This window comes from Chryseobacterium lactis (genome assembly GCF_003815875.1).
Classification (GTDB): domain Bacteria; phylum Bacteroidota; class Bacteroidia; order Flavobacteriales; family Weeksellaceae; genus Chryseobacterium; species Chryseobacterium lactis.
In genome coordinates, this window is record NZ_CP033924.1 from 1,579,845 (window position 1) to 1,594,630 (window position 14,786).

At 35.4% G+C, this 14,786-nt stretch carries 10 protein-coding genes; 5 read left to right on the top strand and 5 right to left on the bottom strand.

What is annotated here, in order from left to right:
- Positions 1-26: 26 nt before the first annotated feature.
- Entirely contained in the window at positions 27-1,859 is a 1,833-nt protein-coding gene (rho, locus tag EG342_RS06775; protein ID WP_103288985.1) for a transcription termination factor Rho, read from the top strand.
- A gap of 27 nt (positions 1,860-1,886) precedes the next feature.
- Here the strand turns inward: rho and EG342_RS06780 are convergent, their stop codons facing one another.
- Complete coding sequence (locus EG342_RS06780; protein ID WP_103288986.1) at positions 1,887-2,636, bottom strand: 4-hydroxy-tetrahydrodipicolinate reductase; 750 nt, start codon at positions 2,634-2,636, stop codon at positions 1,887-1,889.
- 285 nt (positions 2,637-2,921) lie between these two features.
- Here EG342_RS06780 and EG342_RS06785 point away from each other — a divergent pair, with 285 nt between their 5' ends.
- Positions 2,922-3,518 carry a superoxide dismutase gene (locus EG342_RS06785; RefSeq protein ID WP_103288987.1) on the top strand — a complete coding sequence of 199 codons (597 nt, stop codon included), beginning with the start codon at positions 2,922-2,924 and terminating at the stop codon, positions 3,516-3,518.
- 72 nt (positions 3,519-3,590) lie between these two features.
- Here the strand turns inward: EG342_RS06785 and EG342_RS06790 are convergent, their stop codons facing one another.
- From EG342_RS06790 to EG342_RS06805, 4 genes are all read right to left on the bottom strand, one after another.
- Positions 3,591-5,267 (bottom strand): 3-coathanger stack domain-containing protein, encoded by a 1,677-nt coding sequence (locus tag EG342_RS06790; RefSeq protein WP_103288988.1) that lies wholly within the window; start codon positions 5,265-5,267, stop codon positions 3,591-3,593.
- A 12-nt stretch (positions 5,268-5,279) separates the two neighbouring features.
- Positions 5,280-5,651 (bottom strand): hypothetical protein, encoded by a 372-nt coding sequence (locus EG342_RS06795; protein WP_103288989.1) that lies wholly within the window; start codon positions 5,649-5,651, stop codon positions 5,280-5,282.
- Between the two features lie 218 nt (positions 5,652-5,869).
- On the bottom strand, positions 5,870-6,289 hold the full coding sequence (locus EG342_RS06800) for a DUF6146 family protein (RefSeq protein WP_103288990.1): 420 nt from the start codon (positions 6,287-6,289) through the stop codon (positions 5,870-5,872).
- A gap of 50 nt (positions 6,290-6,339) precedes the next feature.
- The gene (locus EG342_RS06805) at positions 6,340-7,539 is read right to left on the bottom strand and encodes an endonuclease/exonuclease/phosphatase family protein (protein WP_103288991.1); all 1,200 of its coding nucleotides are present in this window, start codon (positions 7,537-7,539) and stop codon (positions 6,340-6,342) included.
- A 401-nt stretch (positions 7,540-7,940) separates the two neighbouring features.
- On the opposite strand from EG342_RS06805, the gene EG342_RS06810 reads away from it, so the two are divergent.
- From EG342_RS06810 to EG342_RS06820, 3 genes are all read left to right on the top strand, one after another.
- On the top strand, positions 7,941-10,685 hold the full coding sequence (locus tag EG342_RS06810) for a TonB-dependent receptor (RefSeq protein ID WP_103288992.1): 2,745 nt from the start codon (positions 7,941-7,943) through the stop codon (positions 10,683-10,685).
- A 10-nt stretch (positions 10,686-10,695) separates the two neighbouring features.
- Positions 10,696-12,849, top strand: a complete 2,154-nt coding sequence (locus EG342_RS06815) for a DUF5689 domain-containing protein (protein ID WP_103288993.1) — start codon at positions 10,696-10,698, stop codon at positions 12,847-12,849.
- A gap of 442 nt (positions 12,850-13,291) precedes the next feature.
- On the top strand, positions 13,292-14,752 hold the full coding sequence (locus EG342_RS06820) for a transglutaminase-like domain-containing protein (RefSeq protein WP_164465157.1): 1,461 nt from the start codon (positions 13,292-13,294) through the stop codon (positions 14,750-14,752).
- Positions 14,753-14,786 lie beyond the last annotated feature (34 nt).

A 14,786-nucleotide genomic window follows, 5' to 3' on the forward strand; every position in this document is an offset into this window, starting at 1 on the left:
CAATTAATTACATTTTTACATTAAGTATGTTTAACATAGAAACGTTAAGGTCAAAATCCGTAACGGAACTGACTAAAATCTTAAAAGATTTGGGCGTTAAAGTTGCAAGAAACAGCAATGAAAATGACAAGATCTTTGCTATTCTTGACTTTCAGGCTTCCAACCCCAAAGTCTCAAAAGATTATTTCAACGCCACAGAGACAACCAGCATAAATACTGAAGAGGCTCAAGCAGAAAAACCTGCTGTGAAAGCCCCGGCAAAAAGAGCTGCTGTCCCTAAAAAAACACCAGCCAAGCCCAAAGCAGTAGCAAAAGCACCGGTAGAATCTAAAGTAGAGGAAAAAGTAGAAGAACAAATACCGGCTTCTGAGGAAATAAAACCGGAAGAGCCCAAAACTGAAGCTGTACCGGCCACTGAAGAAGCATCTACAGCCGCTGCAAATGCTAAGAAAAAAAGAAAAAGAGTTCCTACCAATACTGGCAATACAGAAGTATCACAGGAAAAAATAGAAGCTCCAAAAAACACAGAATCCCAAGAGCCTGTTCTGGTAGAAGAAAAGCCGAACAATCCCCCTCAACAACAGGCCAACAGACCTCAAAAAGGCCACAACCATCCACAGAACGGTGGAAACCAGCATAAAAATCAAAATCAACATCAGCATCAGAACCAAAACCAGAATCAGAATCAAAACAGACATTCTGAAAGGGTAGAGGAACACCAGGATCATAGAAAAGAATTTAATTTCGATGGAATGGTAAGTATTGAAGGGGTGTTAGAAATATTACCTGATAACTACGGGTTCCTACGTTCTTCAGATTTTAGTTATATCTCTTCGCCTGATGATGTTTATGTATCTACAGCGCAGATCAGAAATTATGGTCTGAAAACCGGAGATACAGTGAAAGGAATTGTAAGATTACCAAAAGAAGGTGAAAAATATTTTTCATTACTAAAGCCTACAGAGGTTAACGGTCGTGATCTTGCATTCATCAAAGATCGTGTTGCTTTTGAATATCTTACTCCACTTTTTCCTGAAGAGAAATTTAATCTTGCGGGAAACAACTCTACGATTTCCACAAGAATTGTAGATCTGTTTGCACCTATCGGAAAAGGGCAGAGAGCTATGATTGTAGCCCAGCCTAAGACGGGTAAAACGATGTTGCTTAAAGATATTGCCAATTCTATTGCAGCCAATCACCCTGAAGTTTATATGATGGTTCTTCTGATTGATGAACGTCCGGAAGAGGTTACTGATATGGAAAGAAGCGTGAATGCAGAAGTGATTGCTTCTACATTTGACGAAGCTGCTGAAAAGCATGTGAAAGTTGCCAACCTTGTTCTTGCGAAAGCTCAGAGAATGGTTGAATGCGGACATGATGTGGTTATTTTGCTGGATTCTATCACAAGATTAGCCAGAGCATATAACACCGTTACACCTGCTTCAGGAAAAGTTCTTTCCGGAGGGGTTGACGCTAACGCTCTTCACAAACCGAAAAGATTCTTTGGAGCAGCTAGAAAAATTGAAGGAGGAGGTTCGTTAACGATTATTGCAACAGCTCTTATCGATACCGGATCCAAAATGGATGAAGTAATTTTTGAAGAATTTAAAGGTACCGGTAACATGGAACTTCAATTAGACAGAAAAATTGCTAACAGAAGAATTTATCCTGCTATCGACTTAATCTCTTCAAGTACTCGTAGAGATGATCTACTTCTTGATGAAGTTACTTCTCAGAGAATGTGGATCTTTAGAAAATATCTTTCTGAAATGAATCCTGTAGAAGCGATGGAATTTGTAAATAAAAACATCAAAGGAACTCTTAATAATGAAGAATTCCTGATGTCTATGAATAGATAATAAATTAAATTTTCATAAGCCGGGCTTCTATACTTTGAAATAAGGATGCAACAAATCCTCAAATTTATAGAAGCCCGGTTTTTTATTGACAAGATGTTCCGCAGCGAATAATGCTCCGTTACCAAAAGCATCTCTTGAGATCGATTCATGAATAAGACGGACGGTCTGAAACGGAAAACCAAAGATCACCTCATGCTTTCCAACAATTCCTCCTGCCCTTATGGTGTTTATTTTTTCATCTTTCACATCCAATATGTCTGCAATCCGGATAGCGGTTCCTGAAACTCCTTTTTTATCTTTAAAATGTTCTTCCACAATTTCAATATCTACAGAAGGAGCAATCTTTTTTAAAAATTGAGCAGCATATAACAGATAATTAATTCCCAACGTAATATTGGGAGACCAAAATACAGTTGCTTTCTGAGCCAGTTTGTGAAGGAAACTAACCTCTTTATCAGAATAATGAGAAATCGCTGAAATGATTTTTATTTTCTTTTGAGCAGCAGACTCACCATAAGTGTAGATGCCTTCCTGAGATGAGAAGTCGATAATAGCGTCCACCGGATGTTCTTCCAGTAATTCTTCCACACTTAATTTTTTCTCTGAATAAAAATGACCGGGATCTTCACTTTCAATCCCAAAGAAATCCGAAGCGTCCCTGCTGTTTAATCGGTTTGTTTTTCTGTAAATCCATTCCAGAGAATGATCTTTGTTTTGAAGAATAACTGATGCTACAGCTTTTCCTGCTTTTCCAAATCCAAAAAGTCCAATTTTCATATATAAAATATTTAAGTTAAACATTCAGTGAGAAGAAGAATATTGTTATAGAACAGTCTTCATATTGGTAAGTTACGCAATTGAAAATAAACTATGTTTTGAATATAATTTAAAAGTTATGGACGATACCTGTAAGGTGTTTGAATTTTAAATAAAAATTATTTTAAAATTTAATTCATTCTAAATCAATATATCAATGTTAAAGATTTATTAAAGTAATACCCAATCTTTGATTATCGCTTAAATATTGGCTAATTTTGGGTTATAACATTAAAAATAAAAATTATGTCATTTGAATTACCAAAACTAGGATATGCATATGATGCATTAGAGCCTACTATTGATGCAAAAACTATGGAAATCCATTATACAAAGCATCACCAGGCGTATATTGACAATTTAAATAAAGCAATTGAAGGTACTGATTTAGCAGGAAAAACTATCGAGGAAATCTGCCAGACAGGAACTGACAAACCAGCGGTAAGAAACAATGGTGGAGGTCACTTCAACCATTCTTTATTCTGGGAAATCTTAACTCCAGGAGGAAGCAAAGAGCCGGTAGGAAATGTAAAAGCTGCTATCGAAAACTATGGTGGTCTTGACAAGTTCAAAACTGATTTCTCTGATGCTGCTAAGACAAGGTTCGGTTCAGGATGGGCTTGGTTGGTGAAAAATGCTGACGGTTCAGTATCTGTTTCTTCTACTCCAAACCAGGACAACCCGTTAATGCCTGTTGCAGACGTTAAAGGAACTCCTGTTTTAGGATTAGATGTTTGGGAGCATGCTTATTACCTAAACTACCAAAACAGAAGACCTGACTATGTTTCTGCATTCTTCGATGTAGTAAACTGGGATAAAGTAGAGGAGTTATTCAACAAATAATTTTCAGCTATTATAAAAATAAAAGGTTCAGAAATTTTCTGAACCTTTTTTAGTATATCCTATTTCAGGAATTTATCTTTTGATTACTTTTTGTGTCATGGTTTCATTATCTGAAATGACTTTTACAATATAAGTAGCAGATGGTAATGACTGTATATTAACATCTATTTCTTTTTCATTTTTAAATAATTTTTCAAAAACAATTGTACCGTTTATATCAGCAATCTGTAGTGAGCCGGAGCCTATTTTATCAATAGATACAGTAAACAGTCCTGTATTTGGATTAGGTGAGATCTGTAAGGATCTTTGTTGCTGTGTTTTTATTCCTCCTCCTATCGTTTTTGTATTATTAGGATCTGCATTAAGATCTATATGATAATCTGTGTCTTTAGACTTCAATGTTTGTTCTGATTTACATCCTTCAATATAAGCAAAAAAGTCTGAGCCCTCTTCGGAATTGAATCCAGGATTTAATAATACGAATTTTCCGGCATGATATACTGCTTTGGCTCCGTGGCTAATAACATTCACTGCAGTAATTGTATTCTGTGCAGACTGAAGATCGATATTGGGTGCTGCGACATTTGTATTAATATACAAATCATCCGGACAACAAAACTGAATATCATATGGGAAACCAACAACGCCATTATTGGCCTGAATAGTAGTGCTTGCACCTCCGTTGGTATAGGTAAGATTTGCCTGTAGTTTGTACTCTCCTGAAAGTGGATTGGTAAGATTTGACAGATCTATACTAAAAGAGAAAAAATTTCCGCTGCTATATGAAGGAATCGAAGAAGTAGGATAGCTTACTCCAGTGGATGTGTTGACAAGTGCCATATTGAAATTTGTAATTGTTGACCCTGCTGGTATGGTGTAAGTTCCATTAACATTAAATGGATAATTCATCGATTCACAAGGGATAGGCTCATGATAGAACGTGATTTTTCCTTTACCAATAGAGCAGATATTTTGTGTAAGGTCAGCTATTTCAGTTGTACTCAGAATAAAATTATTTTTGTTGAGATATAATCTCGGAACCTGATTGTTGTCTGGATCAGCCGGATAGCCTTCTATAGGTCCTGGGTAGGATCCTCCAAAACTCGCAATACTGGCTGCTGCTTCTTTATAAACAGAATAATCTTCAACATGTACGACTACGAATTTTGCATTTCTGTTATTCTTGAAATTAGTGAAATTGAGGAATGCATTATTCTCATGTAAGCCGTTGGGAGGGTTAAGATTGACTAGATAAGAACCTGTAAGTGCATTTCCTGCAGCTCTTTCTCCATCTGTGAATAAAAAGATGATGAGTGGTCTTGAGGAGTTTGTTGTTAATGTTTTTTGTGGACTTACAATACTTGAGCTAGGAAGATGATCTATAGCTTCGCCTATCATTCCTACAGCCTGATGGAAATGGTCGCCGTCATTTAACCTTCTTGTAAATGTTTGGGCTGTTGTTAAATTATTAGTAAAATCTGATTCTATATATATTTTGGGAGATAAGGGTAAAGACTGAAAAGTAGTTCCATAGTGGATTACTGAAACTTTATTGTTGGGATTGCAGTTTAAAATTGATTGGATCAGCTTTTTGGACGAAACAGTCATATCATTAAACTCAAAATTTTCTACCGATGCACTGTTGTCCAGACAGATAATTATATCACTTCCGTTACTTCCGGATTGAGAATATATGGAGTTCCAGGAAAACAGTACCGAGCATATGGCAAGTCTAAAAATTTTTTTCATAATTAATTTAATTTAAATGGTTATTATAGGTTGCCTTATGTTGATTATTAAGTGTTTCAATTCTCCTTTAACCAGCCTATTTTGTTCAATCGAATAAAGGGTAAGTGCAAATCCATTAGCCAATTGATTCCCTTTCAAGATTGCTAATTTTTTTACTGTATAAGAATCGTCCATATATCTGAGACCAGATGGAATATAACCACTGTTTCCCCTGATGACGGAGATGTTTTCATTAGTATTGATGTCTAGCGATCCGGCAAGTGAAGCCGTATTAATACCAATGTTTGAGTTGCTTGAATCAGAAGGAGATCCAGGTGGGACATACAGTTGTGCACTTAATGGCCCCACAGACAACACCGAAAGTGCTGAGAAAATTTTCTTCATGGTTTTAATTTAGTTCTTTAGTTTTTTTCACCGAAATTTGATTTCGGTGAAATACAAATATAATTAAAACCTTAATGAACTGTTTAAAATTGTTTTTTAATTTTATGTTTTAGTGAAAAATATTCTTATTTAGGATATTTGTTAAGGAAATATTACAAGATCTTAATATAAAAAAACAAAAGGCACCGTAAAGCGCCTTCTGTTGTTCATTTTATAGATTATCTCACCGCATCACTGCCCGTTAATCCATACATTTTTAATCCGTATTTCCATTTTACATAGGCAAAAACCTGATACAGCTTGTACTCAAATTTTATCCCGTAATTTTCCCGGGGATCATAATCAATTCCTGATTCGATAATGTTTCTATATTTTCCTGAGTTGTAATATCCGTTCCATTCGTTGACCAGGAACGTGTTCTTTGTTTTCAGATAAGATTCTGAATACTGACTGATCGGTCTGGCAACAGCATTTAAAAAATAATCAAATTGTGTATCAATTACCGTGAGATCCCATTCTCCATCCTCATTTTTTGAGGGCTTCATTTCTGACTGTTCTTTATCATTTTTAGTCTTATCCTGAGAATAACAGCTATAAGGAATAAAGAATATAAAAAGGAGTACTATAAAATTTTTCATGATTCAATACTTTATAATAAAAAAGCACTCCAATAAGAGTGCCTATCTATTTATTTTTTTACATATTCTTTCTGAATTACAGAAACCGCTGGGAAGTGGTCACTGTATCCGCCTGTGAATCGGTCTCCATCCCATGAACGTAATGGGTATCCTTTCCATTGTCCTTCTTTATTGACAAGGTAAGGTGGAGCATAAATTTCTGCCTTATATATAGTATAGGTTGGCGTAAGTTTCTCCGGAGAATAAAGATTTTTAGAAACAATAATCTGGTCAAACAAGTTCGGAGCGTCTCTGTAAGCCAAAGAAGCTACCCCTGCCTTATATAATTTATACATCAGGTTATAATAAGGAGTCTTGTCTGATAATTCGCTTGGATCACCCACTGCTGCAAGGTGCTTTTTCAAACTTGGGCTTACCGGATCATCATTATAATCACCCATGGAGAATAATTTGATTCCAGGGTTTTCTGCGCTTATTTTATCCATTTCGCCTTTCAGTACAGTAGCGGCAGTATTTCTTTTTGCTAAAGAAATAGCTTCTCCACCTCTTCTGGAAGGCCAGTGGTTCATAAAGATAGCCACTTTCTCTCCATCCAGTAATCCGATAGCAATAACGATATCTCTGGTATATTCTCTTTTTCCGTTTTCATCATAGATTTTGATTTCTTTTTTATATGAATCTAAAACAGAAAATCTTGCTTTTTGATAAATAATGGCTACATCAATCCCTCTTGAATCATAAGAATTGAAATGTACAATGCCATAGTTGCTCTTTGCTAAAGCCGGCTGCTTGATAAGATCTTCAATCACCTGTCTGTTCTCAACCTCGATTAATCCACAAATAACAGGGTTGTCATTGGTATATTGTCTTCCCAGTTCTGAAATAACCTTAGCTTCGTTTGCTAATTTTTGGTTATAATATTTGCTTCCCCATCTTTTTGGGCTGTTAGCCGTGAAGTCATCAGATAAAAACTGTTTTCTGATCACCTTTTTCCCAATCAAAAGATCGTCACTCCATTCTCCTTTATAATCTTCAGTTGTTTCAAGATACTTTAAAGAGTCCAATGGTACACTTCTGTGGAATTTAGGATTAGAACGGGGTAATGTTCCGTCAATATAATCTGCAGAGGGAATGGTATCCCAAAGGTTTTCTACATTGAGAAATGCGACAGCTGCTCTTCTTACCTGTTTCTGTTGTGAAAAGGCAGTTCCAAAGCAAAATAGAGCGGCAATGATTAAATATTTTTTCATATTCTTAGTATATTCAAAAAATTGAGGGGGTAAAATTACTAATTTTATATAAGAATAAAGAGTAAATAATCCGAGTTTGGTTTAAGAAAAGGTTAAGAATTAGCCTTTACATTGAATTGATCCTGAAAGAAAGCCGCTGAAAACCATTGTCCGCTTATCAATCCACCCTTTTGTTCATGTTATTTTTCCAGAATAATAACCTTCTTTTCCTGTTTCCGTTTTTTCATGAATTTTGTTATTTTCATTTTTTACAATTAATGAAAATTAATATATATTATTATGATAAGTGTTGAAGGTTAAGAAAAATTAATAGAATAAATAACTAAAAATGTTTGAGTTAATGAAAATAGTTCTAAATTTGTTGCCCCTTAAATAAAGAAGGAGTTAAAAATAAGTTTATTATGATTAAAAAACTATCCCTAATCTCTTTGTTTACATTAATGCCTGCCTCTTTTTACTTTGCGCAAACTACTGTGTATGCGTATGTTAAAGATCAGGATGGTAAGCCTTTAGAGAAAGCAGAAGTAGATCTAGCACAATCCACCGGTGACACAACCGTGGATAAAATTGGGTACTTCCAGTTTGTGGATTTAAAACCTGGACACTATCTTATTACCGTGACAAAACCGAACTTTGAGTCTAAAATCTTAGAGTTTGATGTGACAGCAGATGAGAAGAGAAAAGATTTAGGTGTCATTACACTTAATTACACTTTAGGATCAGACGCAGGAGTTATCGTTATTGACGACGCCGCGAGTGATTCTGAGGATGGTGGCTCATCTATGCAGCCTACTGTAGGACTTTTAAGCTCAGGAAGAGATGCTTTTCAGAATGTTTCTGCTTTTGAACTAGGTGCTTACTGGTTCAGACCTAGAGGAGTAGACAACAGATTTGAGGATGTGCTTTTTAATGGGGTATCAATGTCTAAAAATGATGATGGAAGGATAGACTTCAACAACTGGGGTGGTTTGAATGACGTGACAAGATATCCTTATGAGAATGTAGACAATATTACGCCTTCAGAATATACTTTTGGTAACTTAGGGGGAGTTGTATATTATAATACAAGAGCTTCCAGCTATAGAAAACAAACTTCATTAGCCTATTCATTTACGAACAGAAGTTATTTGCACAGAGCAATGGCTACTTATTCGTCTGGTCTTACCAAAAATGGCTGGGCATTTACTTTCTCAGGAAGCAGAAGATGGGGAGACAGAGCAATCATTGATGGAGTTTATCAGGACGCTTATGCTTACTTTGCTTCAATTGAGAAGAAATTCAGTGATAAACACTCCATCAACTTAACGGCTTTCGGATCTCCAACATACAGAGCTTCCAATGCGCCGAATACTCAGGAGGTTTATGATATCATGGGTAAAAACTACAACTCCTACTGGGGTTGGCAGGATGGAGAGAAAAGAAACTCCAGAATCAGAAACGTTTTTGAACCGATGTTTATCTTAACCGATTATCTGAAAATCGGTAAAAACTCAAACTGGACGAATACCGTTTCTTACCAGTTTGGTAGCGATGCAAGAAGCAGATTAGACTGGTTCCACGCCTCAGACCCGAACCCTACTTACTATAGAAAATTACCAAGCTTCGGTCTTCTTAATGAAGATGAATTCAGACAACAGTCACAAATCGACTGGAATTATCTGTATAATGCGAACCGTCTTAACCTTACCAATGGAAATGGTGATATGAGAGGTGCTGTTTATACAGTTGTAGAAGATGTAAATAAAGATAAAACATTAAACGTTTCCTCTCACTTTGATACCAGATTGAAGGACAACTGGAAGTTAAACATCAACTTCAATTATCAGAATTTAAAATCTGATAACTTCAGAAGAGTTAAAGATTTATTAGGAGCTAACTTCGCTTATAACCTTAATGCATTTAATGGAGATGCGAAATATGACGCTGATAATAGTGATGCAAGAGTAAGAGAAGGAGACAGAACTCAGTATTCTTACGAATTGACAAGAAACCACTATGCGTTGAACATTTCATCTGAGATAGATTTCAATAAATGGAATGTTGTAGCTTCCATCTTCTCTTCTTATTCAGAAGCTTACAGAGAAGGGAATTTCAGAAGTGGTCTTGCCAGATTCAGAGATAATTCAAAAGGAAAAAGTGCAGTATACGATGCGTTAGATGCAGGGATCAAAGGTAAAATTACCTATAAAATCAATGGTAAAAACTTCATTGTGTACAACGGAGCATTCTTTAGCTTAGCACCTACGTTGAATGAGATTTATATCAACCCAAGAATGGTTGACTATTTAACACCTGGAGTTACGAATCAGATGATCAACTCTAATGATTTAAGTTATATCTTAAGAGGACAGATTTTAAAACTAAGATTATCTGCTTATTATACGACGATTCAAAATGCTACTGAAATTTCAAGATATTATGCTGACGTAAATGATGGTACTTTAGGTAACTCATTCAGTACACTTGTTAATGAAGCAATGAGCGGCGTTAACAAGAGATATATGGGTCTTGAATTAGGTTTTGATGTTAAAGTTACACCTACTTTAAGTGCTGTAGGGGTAGCAAGTGTAGGTGAATACAAGTACACAAATAATCCTGAAGTTTCTACGTTTGATGACCTTAACGGATTCAGAGGAACTGATGTTTGGGGTAAAGCAAATGTTAAAGATTATAAAGTAGCCGGAACTCCACAAAAAGCATTCTCTTTCGGATTGAAATATAACTCTCCAAAATACTGGTGGGTAGGAGCATCCGCTAACTACTTAATGGATCAGTATCTTGACTTCTCCGCGTTGAACAAGACGCCTTACATGTACACGGATCCACAGACTAACGATCCTTTCCCTGGAGCAACTCCTGAATTGATAGAGCTTATTACTAAACAAAAGAAATTTGACAATCAATTTATGTTAAATGCTAACGCAGGTAAATCTTTCCAATTCGGAAAATACAGAATGGGTGTAAGTGTGTCCGTAAATAATATTCTGAACAACAGAAATTATGTAACCGGAGGATTTGAACAAGGACGAAATGTAAACTTTAGTGATGCTCTTGCTGATGCTCAGAGAGCAACTCCTTATTTCGGACCAAAACTTTGGTATGACAGAGGAATCACTTTCTTCACTAATGTTTATTTAAGATTCTAAAACGATAACAATGAAAAAATATAATTCAATTTTAAAATATATTTTTGTCATGGCATCTTCTCTGTTCGTAGTAACAGGATGTGTACATGATGACAAGTACGACCAGCCTAATCTTGACGGGTATGATTGTGCTGATAAAAAAGGAATAGTAGTACCATTTGCAGACGTAAAAGCAAAGTATCAGAATGCAAGATATGTATTCCCTAAAGATACAACGCCGGACAACGAAGCTGACGATTTATATATGGTAGGATATGTTTCTTCTACGGACGAAACAGGAAATATTTATAAAACGATCTATGTTCAGGATGCATTGGAAAATCCTACACAAGGATTTACAGTGAGTGTAGATGCAGTAAGTACTTATACAAAATATCCTCAGGGATCAAAAGTATATATTAAACTGAACGGTCTTGCTATCGGAACGTACGGTGGATTGGTACAACTTGGTGTAGAAACAGGAGCTGAAACTTCAGCAACTTCTGTATCAAGAATTCCTGAAAAGCTTGTTGCAAAACAAATCTTCAGATCATGTGCTCCAAAAGGAAAAATTGTTCCTAAGGTGATGAAATTAGCAGATATGATTGCTGCCAATGATCAGTATTTCGGATGTCTTATTCAGGTAAATGATGTAGAATTCGACTCAAGAGCGTTATGTACGACTTATGCTCCAAGTGGAGTAACAGTGGATAAAACAATCGGAGAAGGATGGGTGAGCGGAAAATATGCAAAAACTGCTGTTGTAAGAAATAGTGGCTTTGCTTCTTTTGCGAGTCAGCTTCTTCCTTCCGGGAAAGGTAAATTTGTAGGAATCTACAGTAAATTTCAGTCCGGATCTACTACTACGTATCAATTGTATGTAAATAAGTCTGAAGATCTTGATATGAAGACTTTCCCTCGTTTAGATGGGCTTACAGCTGGTCCATGTGATTTCAATCCAAGTACTCTTACAGCTAAAACTGTTGCTGATGTGAAGCAATTGGCTGCGGGAACTACAAACTGGGTGCAGATTACAGGAGATAATTACCTTAAAGCTCAGGTAGTTGCTAACGACGAAACAGGAAACCTTTATAAATATGTTTATGTAGAAGATGCTACAGGAGGGATCAGAATAAATATGAATAAAACCAATCTGTATCTTGACAGCAGATTCAGATTAGGTAAAGATGTAAACATTAAGCTTAAGAATCTTTACGTAAGAAGTGTTAACGGTGAAGTTCAGATAGGAGCTTTATTCAATAACAATACACAGTTTGGGCAGATTGAAGAAGTAGATATGTATAAATATTTCTTCGATAGCAATACTGCATCAAGAGCTGTGGTACCTACAGAAAAAACAATTTCTCAGTTGTCAATGGCTGATGTCGGAAGATGGATCAAAATCAAAGATGTTGAGTTTGTGAAGGGAGATTTAGGAAGAACATTAACTGACGGTAATAATGTTACCAGCAGAACCCTTGAAGATTGCTCTGGAAATACGGTTGTTCTAAGAACCAGCGGACAGGCAAGTTTCGGAACTACTAAGCCGGGATCTTATGAAGTAAAAGGTGGAAAGGGTGATGTATATGCTATTTTAAGTGTATTTAATGGAACTTATCAACTATGGATTACTAAATTAGCTAATATCGACTTTGATGCACCGAGATGTGACGGAAGTGTGTATACTCCAATTCCTGTTGTGTATAGCGATGACTTCGCGGCAGGCGGATTCAGTGCAGACTGGACTACTGTAAACAAAGTAGGACCCAACCAATTCTGGCAGACATCCAACCAAGGAAACGGAACTAATTATTATGCAATGATGAATGGGAATGCAAGTGGTAGTAATTTTGCTAATGAAGATTGGTTGATCTCTAAAGCCGTTAACTTAGCAGGTAAAACCAAAGCAGCAGTAAGCTTTACAACAGATGTAAGATATTCTGGAAACGCATTACAAGTGTATGCTACAGATAATTATACAGGAGATGTTACAACCACCAACTGGACTCTGCTTCCAGCAACTCTGGATACTAATGCCAATGCATTTGGAGACTGGGTTGGTTCCGGAAATATAGACTTAGGTGCTTTCTTAGGTAAAAACGTAAGAATTGCATTTAAATATACTTCTACAACCTCTGGAGCAGCAACATGGGAAGTAGATGACTTCAAAATTAAAGCACAATAATAATTGCTTATTATAGACAAAGCCGGCTCGAAAGAGCCGGCTTTTTTATTTCGTTTGTCCCGTCCTAAAATAAGGGTCAACTTATTTTAGGACGACTCAGTTTTTCTTACTTCAATTTTTTTAGTAAATAAATATCCTTGCGTGGAAATTTTTTTAAGAAAATACAAAAAATGAAATCTTGATAATGAATTCAGGTGTAATTGTCTCATTTTTACGCTTGTTTTGTGTTTTTTGCCTTTAAAATTATTTTGATTTTCATTCTTTTTTTAGTAAAATAAATTCTTTTCATATCCAATTTTATAAATCTGTAAGGCAAAAGGAAATTAAAACTTGAAATGTGCTTTTTAATTTGGCTGGATAAAGGAATATTTTATATTTGACTACATAGTATTTATATCATTTTATTGTGAAATCCTTAAGGTATATGTGTCATAAGTGTAATATGTTAAAAGTAAAAGCCGCTTTTTTTACTTTTATCCTTTTTTGTGTCTTTTCATGTACAAAAAAAGACAATGAAATAGCCTATGATATTGTATCAGATAAAGGGGAGCTCAATTATCAAAATGCATTTAAGTTTCTAAAAAAAAATGCAATCCTGAACTTTCATCTTGATGGAAATGGAAATTTGATTCAGGACTCACAAGATGTAGATTCTATAAAGCTGGCCGAAAATATTATGTCAGCATATAATCACTCAAAATCATTATTGCAGCAGAATATTATCTCTGAATATAGTTTCATTAATTATGTTTTGCCTTACAAAGTCAACTTGTCCTATGATCCGGATTGGAGAAAAGCGGCATTGAGTCATTTTAAGTGGTCTAAAACAAATATTACTGATGATAAATCAGCACTTACTGCCTGTAATATACTTAATGATACAATAAGAAAGATATTAGCCTTTTCCTTAGACAATTTAAAAGAAGATGGACTAAGCTTTGATCAGATCTTGCAAAATAAAAAAGGCTCATGTATTTCTTTTACCAATTTTGTATCATATGTCTGTAGGGCTAATGGCTTACCTGTGACAACTGATTATATTCCAGCCTGGGGTAATATTAATGGAGGGCATGCATGGAATTCACTTGTCATGAATAAAAAGAAATCTTATCCTTTTGAAGGGAGTGAGACCAACGGGAAATTTGAACCCATGTATCTGATAAAAAACAAAACTAATCCTAAATATTCTACCTATAGGACAGTTCCAAAGATTTACAGGAGAGGTTTTATTCCGGATACCTCTTCTGTTTATATAAAATATTTTAAAGAATTAGCTCCTCTTGGACTCAATTTTACTTATACCGATACCGATGTTACGGATCTTTATACTCCAACTACAAAAGTAGATACTAAAAGCTTTTTTAAAAAAGAAACCAATCTGGTTATACTATCTGTTTTTAACACAGGTATTTGGATTCCTGTGGCAGCCATTAGTCCAAAGCATAACCAACAGGTTTTTGATAAAATAGGAGTTGGCGGATTATACCTCATTTCTTCTCTTGATAAAAATAACTCAAATAAATCTTTTTGTATTTATATAAACAAGGCCGGTCAAATTAAACAATTTAATACACAAAAAAGATCTGTTATCAAGCTTGACCGGGATATGTCGATAGAGCAGGAGCAGTTGGTAGCTATTGCAAAATATGGTTGGAACGATTATAAAAAATTAGAGAAGGTCGCAGAATATTCAAAGTCAACCTTACTGGATAAAGTACCCTATACGCTTTACTGTTGGAACAATGGATGGAAAACCATGGAAAATGAAGTAGCCAATAACAGAACTGTTTCATTCAGAAATAAATATGAAGATGGTATATACATGATACTTCCGGAAAAGGAAAAAATAAATGAAAAAAAAAGACCATTTATTCTGATAGAAGGAAAAGTAGTTTTTATTTAATAAACCATAAAGTGATCTGATTTAAACCGAAAAC

Bases quoted from the DNA above. Each gene is read 5' to 3' on its own strand.
- EG342_RS06800 (WP_103288990.1), bottom strand. From the start codon at position 6,289: ATGAAAAATTTTATAGTACTCCTTTTTATATTCTTTATTCCTTATAGC.
- EG342_RS06815 (WP_103288993.1), top strand. From the start codon at position 10,696: ATGAAAAAATATAATTCAATTTTAAAATATATTTTTGTCATGGCATCT.
- EG342_RS06790 (WP_103288988.1), bottom strand. From the start codon at position 5,267: ATGAAAAAAATTTTTAGACTTGCCATATGCTCGGTACTGTTTTCCTGG.
- EG342_RS06820 (WP_164465157.1), top strand. From the start codon at position 13,292: ATGTTAAAAGTAAAAGCCGCTTTTTTTACTTTTATCCTTTTTTGTGTC.
- EG342_RS06810 (WP_103288992.1), top strand. From the start codon at position 7,941: ATGATTAAAAAACTATCCCTAATCTCTTTGTTTACATTAATGCCTGCC.
- EG342_RS06805 (WP_103288991.1), bottom strand. From the start codon at position 7,539: ATGAAAAAATATTTAATCATTGCCGCTCTATTTTGCTTTGGAACTGCC.
- rho (WP_103288985.1), top strand. From the start codon at position 27: ATGTTTAACATAGAAACGTTAAGGTCAAAATCCGTAACGGAACTGACT.
- EG342_RS06785 (WP_103288987.1), top strand. From the start codon at position 2,922: ATGTCATTTGAATTACCAAAACTAGGATATGCATATGATGCATTAGAG.
- EG342_RS06780 (WP_103288986.1), bottom strand. From the start codon at position 2,636: ATGAAAATTGGACTTTTTGGATTTGGAAAAGCAGGAAAAGCTGTAGCA.
- EG342_RS06795 (WP_103288989.1), bottom strand. From the start codon at position 5,651: ATGAAGAAAATTTTCTCAGCACTTTCGGTGTTGTCTGTGGGGCCATTA.